At 63.7% G+C, this 23000-nt stretch carries 18 protein-coding genes and 1 tRNA gene; 7 read left to right on the forward strand and 12 right to left on the reverse strand.

The window, feature by feature from the left end:
- Positions 1–224 precede the first annotated feature (224 nt).
- The 5 genes from QNO18_RS15155 to QNO18_RS15175 form a co-directional block, all read right to left on the reverse strand.
- On the reverse strand, positions 225–803 hold the full coding sequence (locus QNO18_RS15155; protein ID WP_283178341.1) for an ATP-binding cassette domain-containing protein: 579 nt from the start codon (positions 801–803) through the stop codon (positions 225–227).
- The gene (locus tag QNO18_RS15160) at positions 797–1807 is read right to left on the reverse strand and encodes an ATP-binding cassette domain-containing protein (protein WP_283178342.1); all 1011 of its coding nucleotides are present in this window, start codon (positions 1805–1807) and stop codon (positions 797–799) included. Before QNO18_RS15160 ends, QNO18_RS15155 begins: the two co-directional genes overlap by 7 nt.
- 217 nt (positions 1808–2024) lie before the next feature.
- Positions 2025–2579, reverse strand: a complete 555-nt coding sequence (locus QNO18_RS15165; protein WP_198838873.1) for a hypothetical protein — start codon at positions 2577–2579, stop codon at positions 2025–2027.
- Between the two features lie 109 nt (positions 2580–2688).
- A complete protein-coding gene (locus tag QNO18_RS15170; protein WP_283178343.1) occupies positions 2689–4617 on the reverse strand; it encodes an acyl-CoA synthetase in 1929 nt (642 codons plus the stop codon).
- Positions 4618–4763: 146 nt separating this feature from the next.
- The gene (locus QNO18_RS15175) at positions 4764–6578 is read right to left on the reverse strand and encodes an ABC transporter transmembrane domain-containing protein (protein ID WP_283178344.1); all 1815 of its coding nucleotides are present in this window, start codon (positions 6576–6578) and stop codon (positions 4764–4766) included.
- A gap of 356 nt (positions 6579–6934) precedes the next feature.
- On the opposite strand from QNO18_RS15175, the gene QNO18_RS15180 reads away from it, so the two are divergent.
- The 6 genes from QNO18_RS15180 (at position 6935) to QNO18_RS15205 (ending at position 11861) form a co-directional block, all read left to right on the forward strand.
- Complete coding sequence (locus QNO18_RS15180; RefSeq protein ID WP_283178345.1) at positions 6935–7813, forward strand: alpha/beta hydrolase; 879 nt, start codon at positions 6935–6937, stop codon at positions 7811–7813.
- Complete coding sequence (locus QNO18_RS15185; protein ID WP_283178346.1) at positions 7810–8769, forward strand: threonine/serine dehydratase; 960 nt, start codon at positions 7810–7812, stop codon at positions 8767–8769. The genes QNO18_RS15180 and QNO18_RS15185 overlap by 4 nt, the downstream gene beginning before the upstream one ends.
- Before the next feature lie 63 nt (positions 8770–8832).
- Complete coding sequence (locus tag QNO18_RS15190) at positions 8833–9618, forward strand: alpha/beta fold hydrolase (RefSeq protein ID WP_283178347.1); 786 nt, start codon at positions 8833–8835, stop codon at positions 9616–9618.
- Positions 9611–10306: an alpha/beta fold hydrolase gene (locus QNO18_RS15195; protein ID WP_283178348.1), complete on the forward strand. Its 696-nt coding sequence runs from the start codon at positions 9611–9613 to the stop codon at positions 10304–10306. The genes QNO18_RS15190 and QNO18_RS15195 overlap by 8 nt, the downstream gene beginning before the upstream one ends.
- 132 nt (positions 10307–10438) lie before the next feature.
- Positions 10439–11674, forward strand: coding sequence for a mandelate racemase/muconate lactonizing enzyme family protein (locus QNO18_RS15200; RefSeq protein ID WP_283178349.1), 1236 nt, complete (start codon positions 10439–10441; stop codon positions 11672–11674).
- A 112-nt stretch (positions 11675–11786) separates the two neighbouring features.
- Positions 11787–11861, forward strand: a tRNA-Gly gene (locus QNO18_RS15205).
- 164 nt (positions 11862–12025) lie between these two features.
- Here the strand turns inward: QNO18_RS15205 and QNO18_RS15210 are convergent.
- From QNO18_RS15210 to QNO18_RS15220, 3 genes are all read right to left on the reverse strand, one after another.
- Positions 12026–12679, reverse strand: coding sequence for a methionine ABC transporter permease (locus QNO18_RS15210; RefSeq protein ID WP_283178815.1), 654 nt, complete (start codon positions 12677–12679; stop codon positions 12026–12028).
- 19 nt (positions 12680–12698) lie between these two features.
- Positions 12699–13760 (reverse strand): ATP-binding cassette domain-containing protein, encoded by a 1062-nt coding sequence (locus QNO18_RS15215; protein ID WP_283178350.1) that lies wholly within the window; start codon positions 13758–13760, stop codon positions 12699–12701.
- A gap of 76 nt (positions 13761–13836) precedes the next feature.
- Positions 13837–14646 carry a MetQ/NlpA family ABC transporter substrate-binding protein gene (locus tag QNO18_RS15220; RefSeq protein ID WP_283178351.1) on the reverse strand — a complete coding sequence of 270 codons (810 nt, stop codon included), beginning with the start codon at positions 14644–14646 and terminating at the stop codon, positions 13837–13839.
- 277 nt (positions 14647–14923) lie between these two features.
- Between QNO18_RS15220 and QNO18_RS15225 the strand changes: the two genes are divergently transcribed.
- On the forward strand, positions 14924–15277 hold the full coding sequence (locus tag QNO18_RS15225) for a DMT family protein (RefSeq protein WP_092898379.1): 354 nt from the start codon (positions 14924–14926) through the stop codon (positions 15275–15277).
- Between the two features lie 106 nt (positions 15278–15383).
- On the opposite strand, the gene QNO18_RS15230 is transcribed toward QNO18_RS15225, so the two are convergent.
- The 4 genes from QNO18_RS15230 to purQ all read right to left on the reverse strand — a co-directional run bounded on the left by QNO18_RS15230 (position 15384) and on the right by purQ (position 22794).
- Complete coding sequence (locus tag QNO18_RS15230) at positions 15384–18398, reverse strand: ribonuclease E/G (protein WP_283178352.1); 3015 nt, start codon at positions 18396–18398, stop codon at positions 15384–15386.
- A gap of 569 nt (positions 18399–18967) precedes the next feature.
- A complete protein-coding gene (locus QNO18_RS15235; RefSeq protein ID WP_092901798.1) occupies positions 18968–20296 on the reverse strand; it encodes a sigma-54 dependent transcriptional regulator in 1329 nt (442 codons plus the stop codon).
- 7 nt (positions 20297–20303) lie between these two features.
- Complete coding sequence (locus QNO18_RS15240) at positions 20304–22079, reverse strand: ATP-binding protein (RefSeq protein WP_283178353.1); 1776 nt, start codon at positions 22077–22079, stop codon at positions 20304–20306.
- 46 nt (positions 22080–22125) lie between these two features.
- On the reverse strand, positions 22126–22794 hold the full coding sequence (purQ, locus tag QNO18_RS15245; protein ID WP_283178354.1) for a phosphoribosylformylglycinamidine synthase subunit PurQ: 669 nt from the start codon (positions 22792–22794) through the stop codon (positions 22126–22128).
- Positions 22795–23000: the final 206 nt, after the last annotated feature.

Below are 23000 nucleotides of genomic sequence, written 5' to 3' on the forward strand. Positions count from 1 at the left end.
TAGTTGGTTAGGATCCGCTGGCCGGTCAGCCAGCCTGGCAAGGCGGCCGCGTGACCTCCGATGCAGCACGGTCTGGCACCCAAACCTGCGCCGTTCGAGCTTTGAACAGCCAACCCTGAGCCCCCGCCCGCCCCCCGGTTAAACGCTCTCTTAAAGCTCTGCTGCGAGACGCCCGCCGCCGGCTTCACGGATCACCCGAACGCCTGCGATGCGGGACGAAACGGTCATAGCCCAAGATGAATCGCTCTGTCCCAGGCGAGCGATTCAAGGAATTCCGTGTCGTGGCTGATCACCAACACCGCACCATCATAAGCGGCCAGCGCGGCCTCCAATGCAGCGAGCCCGTCCAGATCGAGGTGATTGGTCGGTTCGTCCAGGATCAGCAACATCGGCGGCGGCATCGACCCAAGGGCACAGGCCAGTCCGGCGCGAAGGCGCTCGCCGCCACTCAATTCGCGCGTATAACGCAAGGCATCCGAGGCTCGGAACCCAAATCGGGCCAGTGCGGCATGGGCCTTATGGGGATCTGCCACGGGGTTCAGGTGCAGGAAGTTATCGCGAAGGCTGCGGGCGGGATCGAGCAATCCGACATGCTGATCCAGCAGCGCGAAGGGCACCATCACCTCCGCCCGCCCGGATTGCGGCATGATCTGACTGGTGATGATCTTCAGCAGAGTGGTCTTACCGCTGCCATTCGGCCCGGCAATGACGATCCGTTCGGGGCCGGTGACGGTCAGCGACAGATCGCGGATCACAGGGCGGGCAGGATCATATCCGCCGGTCACCCCGTCCAGTGTCAGCACCGTCTTGCCGGGGCAAGGCCGGTCGGAGGAATGTCCATACGGAGCGGTTGCAGGATTTCGACCTTTTCGCGCGCGGCGGACATTGCCTCATCCGCCGCTTCGCGCCGGGCATCCCGCAGACGCGCCCCGGCGCCGCCCGAGGCTTCCGCCCGCCCCCTGGCGAAATCCAGCAGGATTTTTGGCTGATCCCCTCTGGCGCGCGCCCGATGCCCGGCACTGTCCTTGCGCGCCTTACGCTCGGCCACCTGCTGCGCGCGACGCGCAGCATCCGAGAGGGCTTTTTCCGCGTCGGCAAGACCACGGGACGCAGCATTCAGCTCCGCATCCTTCCGCTGCCGGAAGGCACTGTAATTCCCGCCATATCGGGTTGCCCCAAGCGAGGTCAGTTCAACGATGGCGTCCATTTCTTCCAGAAGTTCGCGATCATGGCTGACGATAATCGCCCCGCCCGTCCATCCCCGGATGAGGTCGATGACCGCCCTGCGCCCATCACGGTCAAGATTGTTGGTCGGCTCATCCAGAAACAGGAAATCCGGCTCTGCAAGGATCAGGGCGGCAAGGGCGGCGCGACTGCGCTGTCCACCGGAAAGTGTCGCAAGCGGTGTATGCGCCGCGGCGGAGAGGCCACAGCGCAAAAGCGCGGCCTCGATCCGGGCTGGCAATGTCCAGTCCGCATCCGCCAGTTCATCGGCCTGTGCAAGCCCCGCCTCGGCCCGGTCCAGCAAATCAAGCGCGGGCCGGATACCGAACAGGTCGGCTATGGTGTCGTCAGGATGCTCCATCGCCTCCTGTCGCATCATCGCTATGGCACCGGAAATCTGCACCTGACCGGAAGCCGGTGGTAAATCACCAGAAATCAGGCGCAGAAGCGTGCTCTTGCCGGAACCATTGCGGCCAACGACGCCGGTCCGTTCAGGGCCGAAGGCCAGGCTGAGATCAGTGAAAAGCGGTGTTCCGTCAGGCGTGGACCAAGACAGATCGGACAGAAAAACGGATGCGGGCATGGGTCTGAACTTCTCGTAGCGAAACCGGGAGGGTGGTGGCGGCGAGGTTCAGACGCATAGGGACAGCTTCTCCGGAAGGTATATGACTGACAGGTAAGGGTCGCACGGCAATTTTACAAGCCAGCGCCAAAGGGGGCTTTCGGCGCAAACCGGACCGCCGCCCCTTCGGGCCGGGACAGCAGCCTGCCTTGCTAGCGCCGCTCTCCCTGTAGCTGCATCACTGGAACGGGTTTGACGGTGCCGGTGGCGCGCTTTTGCCGGTGATCGCATCGCCGCATTCAAGCAGGGACGTGATCGAGGCTTTCGACCCCGAAAGCGAGTAATTCTGCACCTCTTTGCCGTCTTTCGAGCGCAGGAACAGCTTGTTGCCTCCGGCGATCTCCATCACGAAACTCACCGCCGCATCGCTGTCGGGCAGGTTGAAGCTTACCGAATTCTGCTTGAGGCTGGCGGCGGTCAGATCCCAGCCCTCGCGCTTGTCGATCTGGACCCGCAGATCCGCGACCTGGCCTTCGGTGCCGAAATCCCAGGAGGTGGAAAAGAACTGCAGCTGGATCATCGCATCCTGAAAAATCCAGATCGCAAAGCTTTCCTTGTCGTCGCCGACAACGGCACGACAGCCGACCTCACCATCATCCCAGCCATGGATATCCACCTTCCAGTGCTTGTGCTGGAACAGGATCTCGCTGGAATAGGCCAGCGCCGGCACAACCTGAGCCAGCGCAAGCAAAGCGGAAAGCGCGATACCGGAAACACCCCTGGCCAGTTTCATTCTGTGATGTCCTTCAACTGTCGTTCAACTGCCGTTCACAGGGGTGAGAGTGCTGCGAAAGCCGGGAATCATCAAATGAAAACTCCTGTCATATAGCCGGGAAACCCCGTCAGTCGGCCCATTCCCAGGGGCTGGTAAAGCCGCCAAGCACCGCGTCGACCTGCGCCTCGGTAGCACCGTCCACCTTATCGACCCGGGCGACGAGGCCGCGTTTCTTGTCCTCGATCACCGTCGTGACCCGCACCGCGAGTCCCGCCTTATCGAGGGCTGCGTTGAAACAGCGGATGATCGCCAGCCTTCGCAGATCGGGCTTAAAGACCTTGCCGACAGCGGTTTTCGGCAATTCGTGCAGGATCTCGATATATTTCGGCACTGCCGCGCGCTCGGAGATATGGCTTTCGGCATAAGTCATCAGCTCAGACACCGTCACCGTGGCCCCTTTGACCAGCTCGACATAGGCTGCGGGCAATTCCCCCGCATGCAGATCGGGCTGGCCGATGGCGCCGACAATAGCGACTGCCGGATGGCCGCTCAGCGCCTCTTCGATCACTGCCGGGTCGATATTATGGCCGCCGCGAATGATCAGATCCTTGGCGCGGCCGGTGATGAAGAGATAGCCGTCCACGTCGATCCGGCCCAGATCGCCGGTGCGCAGGAACCGGCCTTCGGCGAAGAGATCCCTGTTCTTGTCGTCCTCGGTATAGGTCGAGCCCTCATAGACCCCAGGCGAGCCGACGCAGATCTCGCCGACCTCATCGGTGCCGGCCTCGGTAAAGCCGCCCTCTCCGTCGCGGTTCAGGATCCGAACATGGCTATAGGGAAAGATCAGCCCGACCGAGCCATTTTTCTTTACCCCTGCCGGTGGGTTCACCGCCACCAGACAGGTGCATTCGGTCAGGCCGTAGCCCTCGACAATCTCGACGCCGGTTTCCTTTTTGAACCGGTTATACAGCTCTATCGGCAAGGGCGCCGACCCCGAGAACCCGGCGCGCAGGCTTGAGATATCGGCATTGACCGGGCGCTGCATCAGTGCGGCCAGGGCGGTCGGCACAGTGATCAGATAGGTACAGCGGTAGCGCGCGATCAGCTTCCACAGATTGTCGAAAACACCCTCTCCCCGGTATCCGGCCGGGGTGGGGAAAACGACCTGCGCGCCCGATGAGATCATCGACATCAGGATCGGATAGACGGCAAACACATGGAACAAAGGCAGCGGGCACATGACCACATCGGTCTCGCGGAACAAAAGCGTGCCGCCGATCCAGCCGTTATAGATCATCCCCGAGACTTTGTGCTGCGCGACCTTGGGCATCCCCGTGGTACCGCCGGTGTGGAAATAGGCGGCAACGCGGTCGGCGGGACTATCCGGGAAGGTCAGCCGGTCGCCAGGCTGACGCGCCAGCGCGGTGTGGAAACTTTGCACATCCGCCGTATGCGCGACCGGGTTTTTCGGCCGGACCAGCGGCACGATGAATTTCTTCACCCCGGTCAGATAGGTGAGGAGATCAATTTCCAGCACATGTTTCACATTGGGCGCATGGCGCACGGCCTCGGCCACTTTTTGCGCGATATCTGTCTTGGGAAAGGCACGCAGCGTCACCACCACCTTCGCCTTCGTCTCACGCAGGATCGAGGAAATCTGCGACGGCTCCAGCAGCGGGTTGATCGGATTGGCGATCCCCGCAACCATGCCGCCCAAAAGCGTCACCGCCGTCTCAAGTGTATTGGGCAGCACATAGGCCACGACATCGCTCGGCCCGACCCCGAGCGCGCGAAAGAGATTCGCCGCCCGCGTCACCTGGTCATGCAACCCGGCCCAGGTCAGGGTCGCATTTGCCGCCCCGGGATCCGAGAGCAACTGATAGCTGATCGCCGGTCGCGCGCCATGGGCCCCTTTCACCCGGCTCAGCGCCTCATAGATGGTGCGGGGAACATCGCGGTCCGCCCAGGGCATCTCGGCTTCAAGCGCCCTGAAATCGTCTTTCGTGGCGTAGACCTTCTGCCCTGCAGCTGCAGCGCCTGTCGCGGTTCCTGCCATGCCGTTCTCCCCTTCAGCGCCCCGTCTCCCGCGCGGCTCATCACCGGAATGTGGCAACGGGGGCGAGGCTTGCCAACCTTTTTCGCCGCTTTTCAACGCAAGGTCAAAGCAACAGCCGGGTCATGCATGGCGGAATACCTGACCTGTCAGGCCGCCAGCCCGTCGGTGAACTGCAGTTTTGCCAGCCGCGCATAAAGCCCGCCTTCGCGCACCAGCGCGTCATGCGTGCCTTCGGCCACGATCCGCCCCCCCTCGAAGACGAGGATCCGGTCAGCGCTTTTGACGGTGGCAAGGCGATGCGCCACAACCAGCGTGCTGCGCCCTTCCGACAGGCGGCTGAACGCGGTCTGGACCGCATGTTCCGATTCCGAATCCAGCGCGGAAGTCGCCTCATCCAGCAGCAGGACCGGCGCATCGCGCAGGATCGCCCGCGCGATGGAAATGCGCTGGCGCTGGCCGCCTGACAGCATCACGCCGCGCTCGCCCAGCCGGCTGTCATAGCCGCCGGGAAGCCCCATGATGAAGTCATGCGCCTGCGCGGTGCGGGCCGCAGCCTCGACCTCGGCATCGGTCGCATCGGGGCGGCCAAAGCGGATATTGTCACGCGCCGTCATCGCGAAAATCACCGGATCCTGCGGCACCAGCGCAATTTCGCGGCGGAAATCTTCGCGCGAAAGGCTGTCCAGTGCGATCCCGTCCAGCGTGATCCGTCCCGATTGCGGGTCATAGAACCGTTCGATCAGTTGCAAAACGGTGGACTTCCCGGCGCCAGACGGGCCGACCAGCGCCACGGTCTCGCCCGGATTCACTGTGAAGGACACCCCGTCCAGCGCCAGCTGGCCCGGGCGTGTGGGATAGGAGAAGCCGACAGTCTCGAAGGCAATCGCACCTTTCACCGGGCGCGGCAGCGCCAGGGGCGTCGCAGGATCGCGGATCTCATCTTCGGTGTTCAAAAGCTCGACCAGCCGCTCGGTCGCGCCGGCGGCGCGCTGCAATTCGCCCCAGATTTCCGACAGCGAGCCGACCGAGCCCGCCACCAGCACCGCATAGATCACGAACTGGATCAGTTCTCCAACACTCATCGTACCGCCACGCACATCGCGCGCACCGATCCAGAGCACGCCGACAATCCCTGCGAATACAAGGAAAATCACGATCACCGTCATCACCGCGCGGGTGCCGATCCGGGTCTTTGCCGAAATGAAGCTTTCTTCCGTCACCCGGGCAAATCTGGCGCGGGTGGCCTCTTCATGGGTAAAGGCCTGGACGGTCTGAATGGCGCCAAGCGCCTCAGACGCCATGCCCGAGCTTTCCGCGATCCAGTCCTGGTTCTCGCGCGACAGCCGCCGCAGACGCCGCCCCATCACCACAATCGGCGCCACCACAGCGGGCACGATCAGCAAGACCAGCCCGGTGAGCTTGGCCGAAGTCAGAAGCAGCATCGCCATGCCGCCGATCAGCATAAGCAGATTGCGCAGCGCGACCGAAACCGACGAGCCGATCACCGACAGGATCAGCGTGGTATCGGTGGTGATGCGCGAAACCACCTCGCCGGTCATGGTCTTCTCGAAAAACGACGGCGAAAGGCGGGTCACCCGGGCGAACACCGCCTTGCGGATATCTGCGACGACCCGCTCTCCCAGCCGGGTCACGACATAGTAGCGCAGCCCCGTCCCCAGAGCGAGCAGCGCTGCGATCAGCAGAAAGGCCGAGAAATAGGTGTCCAGAAGTTCGAGGTGATTGCCAAAGCCATCAACCACCCGGCGCACCGCCAGCGGCAGCACAAGCGTGACCCCCGCCGTCAGCACCAGCGCAAACAGCGCCAGCAGCAGCATAAGACGGTAAGGCCGCAGGAAAGGTCGCAAGCCCCCAAGCGCCGAAACCTTGCGCGACGCACGCTCCTCTCCATTGGCGGCTGAGCTTGTGGCAGCCGCGCGGGCATTTGCTGGCTTACGGGCCATGGGGGCTCCTGTGGCTGGTCGGGCGGTGTCAGGCCGGTGACCCCGGATCCCCGGGGCGGGCGCAAACCGCCCCGGCTGGGGTTTCGGCAAGGAGTGCGATGAGAAAATGGCGACAGGTGTAGCAACGGTTTGGGGGGATTTACGGCTGAACCCCCTGCGCGGCAAGCGGCGTGATGCCGCGCTTGCGGTTTTTGCGCGGCCCCGGGCCCGTGAAAGCCCGGCATTCCAGGTCAAACCCGAACCGCCCCCCTTCCCCCTGCGCCCCGCAGCGGGCAATCTGGGCCGAGGCCACCGGCCTCTGCCGCCCTATATCCCTGCCCCATCCGCAGCCAATGCAGACCCAGGAAGGAGATGCCATGCCAGACCAGGACAGGCTCAGTGCCGAAGATCCGACGGGCGAGACCCTGTTCTTCACCAGCCCCGACGGCGCCCGGCTGGCCTACTGCCTTGACGGGCCAGAGGATGGCCTGCCGGTCCTGTGCCTCGCCGGTCTGACCCGCACGAAAGAGGATTTCATCCCCGCGCTGCCGGCACTGGCAGGCTGCCGCGTGATCCGGATGGATTACCGCGGCCGCGGCGAGAGCGATTTCACCGGCGCCGCGACCTATACGATTGCGCAGGAAGGCGCCGATGCGCTGGCGCTGCTGGATCATCTGGGGGTCGGGCGCGCGGCGCTTCTTGGCACCTCGCGCGGCGGGCTGATCGGCATGGTGCTGGCCCAGCTGGTACGGGAGCGGCTGATCGGGCTTTGCCTCAACGATATCGGCCCCGAAATCGCGCCCGCAGGGCTGTCGGGCATCGCGGCCCGTATCGGCCGTACTCCCCAGGCCCGCAGCCTTGCCGAAGTGGCGCTGCAAATGGCCGCCAACAGCCCGGGCTTTACCGGGCTCAGCGCAACGGACTGGCTCGCTTACGCGGCGCGGCTGTTTCGCGAAGTGCCCGGCGGGCTGGCCCTGCGCTACGACCCGGCGCTGCACGACGCGTTTCTCGCGGGCTATGACCCGACCCAGCCGCTCCCCGATCTCTGGCCGCAATGGGAGGCAAGCCGGGGCCTGCCGGTTGCGCTGATCCGGGGCGTGAATTCCGACCTGCTTTCGCCCGCGACAGTCGCGCGGATGCTGCGGATCCGGCCCGACCTCGCTGTCACTGAAATCCCCGGGCGCGGCCATGTGCCCTTCCTCGATGAGCCAGAGGCGCTTGCCGCATTGACCTCCTGGACCGGAGCCCTTGCATGAACATCACGATGATCGAAGCCGCCGCCACGCGCCTGCGGGGCCATGTGCTGCGCACGCCGCTGCTGAACGCGCCGCTCCTGGACCGGATCGCCGGCCGCCAGGTGTTTGTGAAAGCGGAATCGCTCCAGGTCACCGGCAGTTTCAAGGCGCGCGGCGGCTGGGCGGCGGTCTCGGCCTTGCCGCCCGGAACGCCGGGCGTGATCGCGATGTCTTCGGGCAATCACGCCCAGGGCGTGGCGCGCGCGGCCTCGGGCCAGGGGATCGCGAGCGTGATCCTGATGCCTGAGGATGCGCCGCAGGTGAAGATCGCCAATACCCGCGCCTGGGGGGGCGAGGTCGTGCTTTATAACCGGGCGACCGAGGATCGCGATGCCATCGCCACCCGGATCGCGACAGAGCGCGGCTATGCCCTGATCCCGCCTTATGATCATGCCGAGGTGATCGCAGGTCAGGGTACCGTCGGGCTGGAGATCGCAGAACAGGCGCAGGAGGCCGGCCTAGCCCGCGCCGATGTGCTGGTGCCCTGCGGCGGCGGCGGGCTGTCCTCAGGTGTTGCGCTGGCTTTGCAGGCACGCGCGCCCGGACTGCGCCTGCGCACCGCCGAGCCCGAGGGCTTTGACGATATGGCGCGCTCGCTTGCCGCCGGCGAACGGCTGCGCAACCCTGCCCTGACCGGATCGGTCTGCGATGCGATCCTGACGCCCATACCCGGAAAAATGACCTTCCCGCTCCTCTCCGCCCTGGCCGGTCCGGGGCTTGTGGTCAGTGATTCAGAGGCGCTGGAGGCCGTGACGCTCGCCTTCCGCCATCTGCGTCTGGTGCTGGAACCCGGCGGCGCAGTGGCGCTTGCGGCGGCCCTCTTCCGCCCCGGTCTGCCTGATCAGGTGATCTGTATCGCCTCGGGTGGCAATGTGTCAGAAGACCTGTTCCGCAAATGCCTCACAAAGGCCTCGTGACAAGATCGAACATTTTCTGCCGACGACCGCCGGATTTCCGGAAAATAATTACAGATATCGAACATGCCCCTCATCTACCTGCCCGATCTGCGTCTCAATGCCAGCCTCACCGGCCCCGAGGACGGCCCGCCTCTGGTGCTGCTCCACGCGCTTGGCCTCAGCAATGAGATCTGGCAACCGCTGATCGACCGCCTGCCCCGGCACCGCATTCTAAGTTTCGATCTGCGCGGCCATGGCGCCAGCGACTGCCCGCCCGCGCCCTATAAGATGGGCGCGCTGATCCAGGACACTGAACGGCTGATCGGGCATTGCGGTCTGAAAGACTGCGTGGTGATCGGCCTTTCGATCGGGGGCCTGATCGCCCAGGGCCTGGCGGTGAAACGGCTCGATCTCGTGCGGGGCCTCGTGCTGTCGAACACCGCCGCCCGTATCGGTATCGCCTCGCAATGGCAGGACCGTATCGCGCTGGTGCGCCGCGCAGGGCTCGCCGCCCTGCATGACGCCACGATGGAACGCTGGCTGGGCCGCAACTGGCGCGAAAGCCCGGCCCTTGCCGGTCTCAGCACCCGCTTCCTCGCGACATCCCCTGAGGGCTGGGCCGGCTGCGCCAGCGCCATTGCCGGCACCGATTTCTACGAGACCACCGCGACGCTGCGGCTCCCGACCCTGGTGATCGCCGGCAGCCATGACGGCGCCACCCCCGTCGATCTGGTGCGCGAGACCGCCGATCTGATCCCCGGTCACCAGTTCCGTCTGATCCGGGGCGCCGGCCATATTCCCCTGGCCGAAAAGCCCGATGACTATGCCGATGCGATCCGCGATTTCCTGACCCGGATCGGGCATGGCTGACTTTCTGCTGGTCCACGGCTCGGGCTTTGGTGCCTGGTGCTGGCCCTGGCTGACCGAAGCCCTGGCCGGTTACGGCCACAGCGCCCGCGCAATCGACCTGCCGCGCGGCCCAGGGACCAGCCTCAGCGACCAGGCGCGGGCGATCTGCGACAGCCTCACCGGACCCACTCTCCTCGTAGGCCATTCCGCCGGCGGCTTTCCGATCACCGCCGCGGCCGAAACCGATCCGGCCAAAATCCAGGCCCTCATCTGGCTCTGCGCCTATATCCCCGGGAACGGCAGTTCCGTCGCCTCACGCCGCCGCAGCCAGAGCGAACAACCACTGCGCCCCGCCCTCAGAATCGATCACGGCACCGGCAGCTACAGCTTCGCCCCCGAAAGCCTGACGCCCCTGTTCTTCCACGACTGCCCGCCAGAGACCCAGGCTCTTGCCGCCCGCCATATGGCGCCCGAATCCATTGCGCCGCAGGAAACCCCGATCCGTCTCACCGCGCGCTCACAAAGCCTGCCGCGCTTCGCCATCACCTGCGAAAACGACCGCGCCATCCCACCCGCCTTCCAGCACACCATGGCCGGTGCTGTCCCGCCCGATCACCGTTTCTCCCTCGCCTGCGGTCTTGCCCCGTTCTTCGCCAGACCGAAAGAGACCGCCGACCTCCTGCACCGGATCACCGCCCTCATCCCCTGATCCCGACGCCCCCTCGTCGCAAACCATCAAACCTCCTGAAGAAATCCCTGCTACCTTCCTCCTGATCCAGATACTCCACGGGGGTCCGGGGGCGTAAAACCCCTGGCGCTCCCCAACCAGGAGACACCAGTGATGATCCTGCAAGACCTGGAAATTTTCGTTGTCGCCCCGCCCGCCCCCGGCTGGGGCGGCCGCTACTGGATCTTTCCGAAACTCACCACGCGCTGCGGCATCACCGGATATGGCGAATGCTACGCCTCGAGCGTCGGTCCCAAAGCGATGAAGGCCGTCATCGAAGACGTCTTCACCCGCCATATGCAGGGCGAAAACCCCGAAAATATCGAGCTGATGTATCGCCGCGCCTATTCCTCGGGCTTCACACAGCGCCCCGATCTCACCGTCATGGGCGCCTTTTCAGGGCTTGAGATCGCCTGCTGGGACATTATCGGCAAGGCGCGCAACCGCCCGGTCTGGGCGCTGAATGGCGGGCGAATGAATGATCGCCTGCGCTCTTACACCTATATCTACCCCGGTTCAGGCCAGGACCCGACCGAATTCTGGGCCAGTCCCGACCAGCAGGCCGAGGCGGCTTTGCACTATGTCGAGCAGGGCTTCACCGCGCTGAAATTCGACCCCGCCGGCCCCTATACGATCCGCGGCGGCCATCAACCCGCTCTGTCCGACATCTCGCGCTCGGTCGCTTTTTGCAAAACCATCCGCGAAGCGGTTGGCGACCGCGCCGATCTGCTGTTCGGAACCCATGGCCAGTTCACCACCGAAGGCGCCATCCGCCTTGGCCGCGAGCTCGAGCCCTGGAACCCGCTCTGGTATGAGGAGCCGATCCCGCCCGACAATCTTCTGGAATTCGCCGAGGTCGCGAAGCAGGTCCGCATTCCGCTTGCCACCGGCGAGCGGCTGACCACCAAGACCGAATTCGCCACGCTTTTACGCGCCGGCGGTGTGCGGATCCTGCAACCGGCGCTTGGCCGGCTTGGCGGTATATCCGAGGGCCGAAAAGTCGCAGCCATTGCCGAGGTCTATAATGCCGAAATCGCGCCGCATCTCTATGCCGGGCCGGTGGAATGGGCGGCGAATATCCATCTCGGCGTCACCATTCCCAATCTTTTGCTGGTTGAGACCATCGAGACCGGCGGCGCCTTCCATCAGCGCCTGATCAAAAACACCATCCGCTGGGAAAATGGCTATATCCTGCCCCCAGAAGGCCCCGGCCTCGGCATTGATTTCGACGAGGATCTTGCCCGCGCCCATCCCTATAACGGCGAGAAACTGCATCTCCAGATGCAGGAGGCGCCCTGTTCCTACCAGGCCGAGAACCGGTTCGAAGGCGGCGCGCCCTCCGAGGTTTAACCTGCCTTCGCAACGGCTTAGCCGCTGTTTTTGCGCAAGGTCACAGATTTTTACATTTCCCCTCTTGCGCCCCGGCGCAGGCAAGGTTAGATCACCGCCATCCGGACCGGTTGCGGGCGTAGCTCAGGGGTAGAGCATAACCTTGCCAAGGTTAGGGTCGGGCGTTCGAATCGCCTCGCCCGCTCCAGTCCAGGATCATCCTCTAAGATGTGATGTGAGAAAGCGGCCAGAGGCCGCTGTTTTCATTTGTATATCCGCGCCATTTCAATCTGCCGCACCGGTCATCTGCAGTCATCTGCAAGCGCCGTTTCTGATGCGCTGTTCAAAGCGCATCAGCCTGTAAGCTCTCACTCAGCGGTGGTCGATGCGCCGTGCCAGCGCATCTCCGGCCCATTGCATGATCGACACCATCACGATCAGGATGATCACGACCGCGACCATAATCGCCGTCTCGAACCGCTGATAGCCATAGCGGATCGCGATATCGCCAAGCCCGCCGGCCCCGACGGCCCCCGCCATTGCAGAGGCGCCGATCAGCGTCACCATGGTCACGGTAAAGCCCGAAACAATGCCAGGCAGCGCCTCGGGGATCAGCACATCGCGCAGGATCGTCATCCGCGTCGCCCCCATCGCGCGGGCGGCGTCGATCAAAGCGCGGTCGACCTCGCGCAGGGACACTTCGGCCACACGTGCGAAATAGGGCGCCGCCGCCAGTGTCAGCGGCACAATCGCCGCGCTGATCCCGATGGCGGTGCCCACGATCAGCCGCGTCAGCGGGATCGCCGCCACCAGCAGGATGATGAACGGCACCGAGCGCAGCGCATTGACCAGCCAGCCAAGGCTCCGGTTGATCAGCAGGTTCTGAAAGATACCGCCCTTGTCGGTCGTCACGAGGATCAGTGCCAGAGGCAGGCCGATCACGAAAGACAGCGCGCCAGAGACGCCGGTCATCACCACCGTCTCCCACATGCCCTTGACCAGCAGGTCGAACATCGGCCGCGTCATCGCCCAGCCCAGCAGCGTCTCAAACAGTTGCGGGGACATAGCCGAGCACCTCAATTGCGGTCGTTTCCGGTTTCAGCTTTGCCACCACTGCGGCCAGCTTGTCCTGATCATTGGTCCCAAGTGCGAGAAAAAGCCTGCCATAAGGCTCGCCCTGAACATCATTCAACCCGCCATGCAGCAGCCGCGCGGGCTGTCCCGTGATCGCCTCGACCCCGGCCAGAAGCGGGCGGCGGGCATCGGGCCCGTAGACATCAACGCGGATCAGCGCCTGATCCCCTTCGGGTGCGATCTGCGCCACCAGATCCGCCGGCAAGACCGGCGAGAGGCCACGCAAAAGGCTGCGGGTGGTGTCGGTCTGAGGACTGGCGAGCACCCTGGCCACCGGGCCTTCCTCGACGATCCGGCCCGCATCCAGCACGAGGACGCGATGGGCGATCTGGCGCACCACCTCCATCTCATGGGTGATCATCAGGATCGTCAGTCCGAGCTGGCGGTTCACATCTTTCAAAAGCGTCAGGATCTGTTGCGTGGTCTCGGGATCGAGCGCCGAGGTCGCCTCATCCGACAAAAGCAAAAGCGGCTCGGGCGCCAGCGCCCGCGCGATGCCGATCCGCTGCTTCTGCCCGCCCGAAAGCTGCGCCGGATAGGCGTTAGCCTTGTCGGCCAGGCCCACAAGATCCAGCAATTCCATAACGCGTTTCATCCGGGCGGCGCGGGCCACGCCGGCGATCTTCAGCGGCAGCGCGACATTCTCGGCAACAGTTTTCGCAGATAACAAATTGAAATGCTGGAAAATCATCCCGATGCGGCGACGCACCGGGTTCAGCGCCTGCTCCGACAGCGTCGAGATATCGGTGCCATCGATCACAACGCGCCCCGCCTGCGGCCGGTCAAGCCCGTTCAGGCAGCGGATCAGCGTCGACTTCCCCGCGCCTGAGCGCCCGATCAGCCCGACGATCTCGCCCCGTCCCAGCGTCAGCGATATATCATCCAGCGCCGGCCGGTCATTGAACCGCCTGACCACATGGTCAAGCTGCACCGCCGGTACATCCGCGCCCGCCACTTTCCCCGCCTGCCCCATCGGCACCGCTCCTTCAATCAGTCAGGGCGCCCGGAGCTGATCCGGGCGCCCTGATCGGTGTCACATAACCCAATTCTTACCAGGCGGGAACTGCCGCGCCCTTATAAGCATCGGCATAAGCCGCTTTGACCGCGTCGGACTGGAAGGCTTCGCGCAGTTTCGCAACCCATTCTGCATCTTTGTCAGCGGTGCGGATCGCGATGAAATTGGTATAGGGGTTGTTTACACCCGATTCCTCGGCGATCCGGTTGTCGAGCAGGTCAGCCTTGGCCGCCCAGTCGGTATTGACCACCGCCGCGTCAAGGTCGTCAATCGCGCGCCCGACCACACCGGCATCCAGCTCGCGCAGGTCGAGGTTTTTCGAGTTCTCGGTCACGTCGATCACAGTGGCCAGAATACCGGCTTCCGGGTTGACCTTGATCAGGCCCAGCTGCTCCAGCACCTTGAGCGCGCGACCGCCATTCGACGGGTCGTTCGGCACGCCGATCACTGCGCCGTCCGGCAGCTCTGCCAGCGAGCCATGTTTCTTCGAATAGACGCCGATCGGGAAGATCGCGGTGTCGATCTCCGGGATGATCTCATAGCCATGTGCGGCGATCTGCGCTTCGAGATAGGGCAGATGCTGGAAGGCATTGGCGTCGATCTCATTGCGGGCCAGCGCCTCATTCGGCTGGGTATAATCGTTGAAGATCACCGTCGAGATATCGAGGCCCAGCGGCTTCGCCTGTTCCGCGACCACGGCCCAGACCGCTTCATCCTCGCCCCCCATAATCCCCACCTTCAGCGCGGCATTATCCGCGAAAGCCGCCGGAGAAAGCGCGGGGGACATAAGAGCGGCAGCGGCAAGCGTAAGGGCCGCACGGCGGGACAGGGAAAACAACGACATGGGGTCAGCCTTCAGAAAATGAAACACGGCGCGAAAAGCCCGCCGCGAGCTGAACGGAATATCATTCCTGCCGCAAAAAGGTGCAACCCCTTCGAAGAGAACATTATTTTGATCTGAGCCGCATTCGCAAGACAGAGTTGTCGCTTTCCCGCTTGCCGCAGGAGTTTTCGCCAGCCCGCGATTTTGCCCGGCGAAGGCCCGCGCGAATCCCCCTTCCGATGCCTCGGGCCGAGCAATAGGGTCAGCCGGAACCTCCTCCGCATCTCCGGTGTCAGACATGCTCAATCTTCCCGTTCCCCTGGTGACGGTCCTTTTGCTGATCGCCTCGAATATCTTCATGACCTACGCCTGGTATGGCCATCTGAAAGACGGCGCCTCAATGCCGATGTTCAAGGTCATTCTTATCTCCTGGGGCGTCGCCTTCTTTGAATACTGCCTGATGGTTCCGGCGAACCGCATTGGCTACACCTATTTCAACGCAGCCCAGCTCAAGACCATCCAGGAGGTGATCACCCTCGCGGTTTTTGCGGCGTTTTCGGTGCTCTATCTCAAGGAATCCCTTGGCTGGAACCATCTGATCGGCTTCAGCCTGATCGCTCTTGGCGCGTTCTTCATCTTCCAGAAATGGTGACGCCCCCCCCCGCAGATAAAGACTGGATGGCAAAGACCGGGCAGCAAAGACCGGGCGGCAAAGAAAAAGGGGGCCTGGCGGCCCCCTTTTTTAATCTCTGCGCGGATCAGCGGCCCTGCGACCACCAGCCCTTTTTGCGCGGGCGGTCATCATCGCCATCCGCGTCATCGGCCAGACCGGACTGACCCGCATCAGCGACCGGGGCCTCACCCGCATCCGCCACACCGGCAATACCAGGATCTGCCGCCATCCTCGCCGGGACCGGTGCCGGAGAAGCCTCAGCCGGGCCACCTGCGGGCGCCTCGGGCGTGGCTTCCGCCGGTGCGGCCTCAACCGCTGCAACCTGAGCCCCCGCAACGTCAACCACTGCGACCTCGGCCTCATCGGCCTTCTTCGACCGCGAACGGCTGCTTGCGGCTTTCGGCTTCGCCGCTGCGCGGCTGCGCGCGGGCTTCTTCGCGGCGGCCGGCTCAGAAGCGACAGCCTCAGGCGCGGCTTCTTCCCCGACAACCGCTGTGCTGGCTTTCGCCCGGCTGCGGCGCTTTGGTGCCGGGGCGGTGGCAGGAGCCTCTGCCTCAGACGCCACAGCTTCGCCAGCCACGACCGGATCAGTCACAGCGGTTTCAGCCACAACCGTGTCGGACACAGCCTTATCAGCCACAACTACCACAGTCTCTGCCGCATCGGCCGCCGCTGCAGCTGCCTTTGCCGCCGCAGATTTCGACCGCGACCGCGTCGCCCGCTTCGGTTTCGCCGGCGCTGCGGCTTCTGGCGCCACTGCCTCGCTCACGTCACCGGCTGCAACCTCTGCATCGGTGCCGTCAGCGTCATCCTCATCCGAGCCTTCTTCATCCGACTCGTCGCCCGCATCAGAGCTGCCCTCGGCGCCCTGACCATCACGGCCACCCCGACGACGGCGACGACGACGGCGCTTCTTCTTGCCGCCCCCTTCTCCGCCTTCCGCCGCAGGCTCGGCCCGGACTGGCGCTGCAACCGCAACTGCCTCTTCCGCGACCTCTTCTTCCTCGTCCAGGATCTCGTCGACCAGATCCTCATCTTCTTCCTCGACCAGATCGCCCATCAACCCGGCATGGCCAGAGATGACCTGGCTCGGCTCGGGCAGGCTGCGGGTCGCGGTCTTGAACTTCTCCAGCTCGAAATCGGGCGAGACGAGCGCCGGATCGGCCTCCATCCGCACCGCCATACCGTAGCGGGATTCGATCAGCCCGATATGTTCGCGCTTATGGTTAAAGAGGTAGTTGACGATGCCAATCGGCGCCTTCAGCAGCACCTCTTTCGAGCGCTTGCGCGTGCCCTCTTCTTCCAGCGCGCGCAGGATCGTCAGGGCCATGCTGTCATCCGAACGGATCAGCCCGGTGCCATGGCAATGCGAGCAGGGCTGCGTGGTCGATTCCAGCATCCCCGGACGCAGCCGCTGGCGCGACATTTCCATCAGGCCAAAGCCCGAGATCCGGCCAACCTGGATCCGCGCACGGTCGGTTTTCAGCCGGTCTTTCAGCCGCTTCTCGACCGAGGCGTTGTTGCGACGCTCTTCCATGTCGATGAAGTCGATCACGATCAGCCCGGCCAGATCGCGCAGACGCAGCTGGCGGGCGACCTCGTCACAGGCCTCAAGGTTGGTCTTGAGCGCGGTATCCTCGATGGATCCCTCTTTCGTCGCGCGGCCCGAGTTCACGTCGATGGCGACCAGCGCCTCGGTGATGCCGATGACGATGTAGCCGCCGGATTTCAGCTGCACGACCGGATTGAACATGCCGCCGAGATAGCTCTCGACCTGGAAGCGCGCGAAAAGCGGCATCGGCTCGTTATAGAGCTTCACCTGTTTCGCATGCGCCGGCATGATCATCCGCATGAAGTCTTTGGCGGAACGGTAGCCCGCCTCACCCTCAACCAGCACCTCGTCGATCTCGCGGCTATAGAGATCGCGGATGGTGCGCTTGATCAGATCGCCTTCCTCATAGATCGCGGCAGGCGCAACCGAGCGCAAAGTCAGATCGCGGATCTGTTCCCAGAGCCGCATCAGATATTCATAATCGCGCCGGATTTCCGGCTTGGTGCGCTTGGCCCCGGCGGTGCGGATGATCAGGCCCGCGCCTTCCGGCACCTCCAGCTCGCCCGCGATTTCCTTCAGCTTCTTACGGTCGGCCGCCTGGGTGATCTTGCGCGAGATGCCACCGCCACGCGCAGTATTCGGCATCAGCACGCAGTAACGCCCGGCAAGCGAGAGATAGGTGGTCAGAGCAGCACCCTTGTTGCCGCGCTCTTCCTTGACGACCTGGACCAGCATGATCTGCCGGACCTTGACCACTTCCTGGATCTTGTATTTGCGCAGGCGCGACCGGCGCGGGGCGGCGATCTCTTCCGAGACATCCTCTTCCGCAATGGTCTCGATCTCATCTGCACTGGCAGCGGCGTGATGGTCATGATCGCCATGATCATGGTCGCTGTGATCATGATCTTCATGACCATCCGCAGGCGCGTCATCGCCACGGGCCTCGTCGCCCGCATCGTCTTCGCCCGCATCAGCTTCACCGGCATCACTTTCACCGGCAGCCTGTTCGACCGCAGCCCGTTCGGACGGCGCGACAGCATCGGGCCCGGTCGAGGCCAGGCCCTCAGCAACCGCAAGAGCGGAAGCGCCCTCCTCGCCCTCACCGGCCGAGAGATCGATCACATCCATCTCGCTGTGCGAGGCCGCAGCCTCACCTGCCACCGGCGCCGAAACGCTGGGATCGGCGGGCGCGCGTTCAGCCCGCGGTGCCGGCTTGCGGCGGCGGGCACGACGATTGTCCTCTTCCTCTTCCTCACGCGCCATAGCGCGTTCTTCGGCGAGGAGCGCCTGGCGGTCCGCAACCGGGATCTGATAGTAATCCGGATGGATCTCGGCAAAAGCGAGGAAGCCGTGGCGGTTTCCACCATAATCCACAAAGGCCGCCTGGAGCGAAGGCTCCACCCGCGTCACCTTGGCGAGGTAGATATTCCCCGCGAGCTGGCGCTTGTTTATTGTTTCAAAGTCAAATTCTTCAACTTTGTTTCCGTCCACCACAACAACCCGGGTCTCCTCGGGATGGGTGGCGTCGATAAGCATCTTCTTAGCCATGTTTTTCCATTGCGCCCCGGTGGCATAAAGGCCCCCGGCGGCCCTGAGACAGGGCCGGAGAGCAGATCATACGGTTCGGGGCGGCTTGTCTGAGCGCAGACGGCGGGCGCGAACGGGCTCAGCCGGCAACAGGTGCCGGTATCGCCAATCGTTACACTGCTCACGCGCCTCATCGCGGTTACGTCCTGGGGGTTCAGGCCCCCACCTTACTGGCCAGACAGGCACTTCATGGGGAAGCGCTGGTCCATCTGGCAATGTGCACAGCCTTACGGCCGATCCGGCTCCCGGTCATGAGGCGGCGCGGAACGCCGCGCCATGCCCCGCAAAGGGGAGAGAATTTCTTTGACCGTTACAAAACGGCCATAGCGGGCAACTTACGATCAAAGCTGACTGAAGGGCAATGAAAATCTCTCGCCCGGCATATGACACCTGCCCAAAGAGAGGGGGCAGAGCCCCCGTCGCGCGTGCCTGGCGCCTCCCCCGGGGTATTTAAATCAAGAGGAAGTTTGCATTCCCCAGATCCAAATACCTCCGCCAGAGGCATCCGCAGCCGGTAAAGCGCGCGGCGTTCAGGTATAATCCGAACGCTGCAGGTTATACTTCGCCATTTTCTCATTCAGCGTGCGGCGCGGCAGGCACAGCTCTTCCATCACGGCCACGATCGAGCCCTTATGGCGGCGCATCGTATTGTCGATCAGCATCCGCTCAAACGCTTCAACATATTCCTTCAGCGGCTTGCCTTCGGTGGTCATCGCCGGGCCCGAGGCTTCGTTATCGGCCATCAGCAGGGATGCAATCGAGCCGGAGCCGCGACGGTTCTGCAAGACCGCGCGTTCCGCGATATTCACCAGCTGGCGCACATTGCCCGGCCAGGGCGCCTGCAACAGCTGCGCGGCCTCCTGCGCGGTGACCTGGGGCGCGTCGCAGCCATATTCTTCGGAAAACTGCTCCGAAAGCCGGGTGAAGAGCTGAAGGATATCCTCGCCGCGCGCCCGCAAAGGCGGCAATACGATGGTCATTGCGCCGAGCCGGTAAAAGAGATCGGGGCGCAAAGCCTGTTCCAGCGTCAGATCCTGCGCCTGCTGGTTGCGGATCGCAATGATCCGGGTTTCGGGCGGCAGGCCCTGATCGTTGATGAAGGTCAGAAGCCGCGCCTGCAGCCCCTGGCTCAGTGCCTCGATATCTTCCAGCAGCAATGTGCCGCCCCGTGCCTCTTCGACCAGCGGGATCGCGCCATCCTCGCCCGGACCAAAGAGTTTGGCGGAAAGCTGATCCTCGGACCAGGCCGCGCAGGAGATCGTCACGAATTTCTTCGACGCGCGCGGCCCCACCGCATGCAGCGCATGGGCGACAAGGGTTTTGCCGGTGCCGGTCTCGCCATCGATCAGCACATGGCTGTCGGCCTGGCCGAGATCGAGGATATCCTCGCGCAGCCGCTCCATCGCGGGCGAGGTACCGACCAGCTTTTGCATGATCGTGGTACCATCGGCCAGCTCGCGGCGCAGCGCCCGGCTGTCCAGCGTCATCCGCCGTGCATGGGTCGCCTTCTTCGCCAGTTCCGTCATCCGGTCCGGGTTGAACGGCTTTTCCAGGAAATCGAAGGCGCCGACCCGCATCGCCTCCACCGCCATCGGCACATCGCCATGCCCGGTGATCATGATCACCGGCAAACCGGAATCGAGGCTCATCAGTTTCTTCAGAAACGCCATCCCATCCATGCCGGGCATCTTGATATCCGACACCACGACGCCGGAAAAATCCGCGCCGATGGATTTCAGCGCATCTTCCGCCGAAGGATAGGTCTCGGTGTCAAAGCCCGAGAGCGCCAGCCATTGGCTGATCGAGGCGCGCATATCCGCCTCGTCATCCACGATCGCCACTTTCATCGCGCGTGCCATATTGACCTCATTCTGCTGCTTGTCTTGCGTCGCCAAGGATCGGGAGCTGCATCTCGAAGACAGCGCCTCCCTGCGCCCCATCCTGCGCTTCGCCATTATGGGCGGTCAGCCGGCCGCCCAGATCGGTCACAATCCCGGACGAGATCGCGAGGCCCAGCCCCACGCCCTCACCGGGTTTCTTCGTCGTGTAGAAAGGCTCGAACAGATTATCGAGATCGATGATCCCCGGCCCATTGTCGCGCACCGTCAGTGTCGCCGTCTCGCCTGCGGCGAGCAGAAGTTCGATCTGCGGCTTTTCGACTTCGCGCAGCGCGTCGAGCGCGTTGCGGAGGAGATTGATGATCACCTGTTCCAGCCGGATCCGGTCAGCCATCACCATGACGGGCTGGCGCGGCATGCCGCGCACGATCTTGACGACGCGGCTTTTCAGCTGCGGCTCCATCATCGCCAGCGCCGAGGAGACACAGGCGCGCAGGTCCACCGGCTCGAAAGCCTCGCCGCCTTTGCGGGCATAGGATTTCAGCTGGCGGGTGATAGATCCCATCCGGTCGATCAGATCATCGATCCGCTGGAACGACGACAGCGCCTCTTCCGGCCGTTTGCGCTGCAACAAAAGCCGCGCGCCCGCGAGATAGGTCTTCATCGCGGCCAGAGGCTGGTTCAGCTCATGGCTGACTGCGGCAGACATCTCGCCCAGAACCGCCAGTTTCGACGATTGCTCCAGCGTCTGCTCGGCAACCTGGAGGTTCGCCTCGACCTTTTCGCGCTCGGCGATCTCGCGTTGCAGCCGTACATTCAGCGCCCGCAGTTCCGCCGATTCGCGGGCCAGCGACCAGGAGCGCGACCAGGCCCGCCGCGTCAGGAAATAAAACGCAATCGACATCAGGATCGCGAACCCCATGATCTCAAGCGCGAGAATGCCGTTCACCCTTTCGCGGACCTGGGTGTAATCGGTGAAGGTCACGATGCGCCAGCCGCGGAACGGAATACGCGCCTCGGTCTTCATCACCGGATCGCCCTGCATCCAGGCGTCGGTGCGCGGCCGCGCCCAGTCAGTCGAGGCCTGGATCGCGCGTTCAAGCGCGCTGAGCGGCTCGCCGCGCGCCATGGCCTCATTCAGCGGGCGGCCGCGCCAGGAGGGCACCGTGGTCAGAATGACGGTGCCTTCGGAATTCGTGACCACCACCGCATCATTCAGCCCCGACCAGGCGCGCTCATATTTCAGGAGATCGACCGAGACGACGATGACGCCGAGGATCTTGCCATCCGAGCGGATCGCCCGGCTGTAGCTGAAATCATAGCCGCCCGATTCACGCGGGCTTGAGGTAAAGATCGTCTCATTGGTGCGTTGCGCATCAACGAAATAACCTTCCTGACGGAAGTTCGCCCCCAGGATATTGCGGTTGGTCGCCCCCACCACGCGGCCATCGATATCGAGAAGCCGGATCGCCGCCACACCGATTTCAGCCTGGAGCGCGATCAGTTTCGCAGAGGTACGCGAGAAGTTCCCATCTTTCAGTGCCGCGATCAGATCGGGGTCGCGCGCCAGCAGCAAAGGCACCACAGAGGTGCGCTGCAATTCCGAGACAAGGTTGCCGGAATAAAGCGCGAGGCGCACATCGGAACGGTTGCGGTTGGTTTCGGTAAACCGCTCGGTCAGCCAGCGATTCGAGACCAGCACCACGCCAATGGCCGCCACAACCAGCGCCAGAATGACAAGCTTTACCCGCCAGGGAAGACCCTGTGGCTTGTCATTCGGCTGTGTGCTCTCGCTGCGAAACATTCCGGTAAAATAGGCTCCGCGCGGGGTTGCCTCAAGGCGATGGGGGTCAGGCCAGCGCCAACCCGCCCATGAGCGAGGCGAAAAGCGCCGCGCCGTCTTTCGACCCGTGCAGCGGCTCGAAAGCGCGTTCAGGATGCGGCATCATGCCCAGCACGCGGCGGTTCTCTGACAGGACACCGGCGATATCGCCCATCGCGCCATTCGGATTGTCGCCATAGGTAAAGGCGATACGGTCCTCGGCCTTCAGCGCCGCCAGCGTCGCGTCATCCACGGTGTAATTGCCGTCGTGATGCGCGATCGGGACCCGGATTTCATCGCCTTTCCGGTAATTTGCGGTAAAGGCCGACTGTGTGGTCGCGACCTTCAGAGTGATGGTGCGGCAGATATATTGCAGGCCCTTGTTGCGCATCAGCACACCGGGCAAAAGCCGCATCTCGGTCAGGATCTGGAAACCGTTGCAGATGCCGATGGCGTAACCGCCGCGCTCGGTATGGGTTTTGACCGCCGCCGAGATCGGCGATTGCGCCGCGATGGCGCCGCAGCGCAGGTAATCGCCGTATGAGAACCCACCCGGGATGCCGACAATATCGGTGCCCGCCGGAAGATCGCTGTCCTTGTGCCAGACGCGGGTGACATCGAAGCCGGCCTTTTCAAAAGCAACGGCAAGGTCACGGTCGCAATTCGAGCCAGGGAAGGTGATGACGGCGGCTTTCATGGGCGCACTCCGATGGGCACAGGGTTGGCGGCGGTGCCCTTCCTTACTGCGAGCCCGGGCCTTACTGCAAGCCCGCGCCTTACCGGAGCCCCATGCTTCACTGCAAGCCGATGGCCGGTTCCGGCCTCAGCCAGGCGGCTCAGCCCCGCGGGCGCAACCGGCGCTCGAAAACCTCTTGCGAGGGCAAGATCACCGGCAGGCGCCAG

This window comes from Gemmobacter sp. 24YEA27, from assembly GCF_030052995.1.
Taxonomy (GTDB): Bacteria; Pseudomonadota; Alphaproteobacteria; order Rhodobacterales; family Rhodobacteraceae; genus Pseudogemmobacter.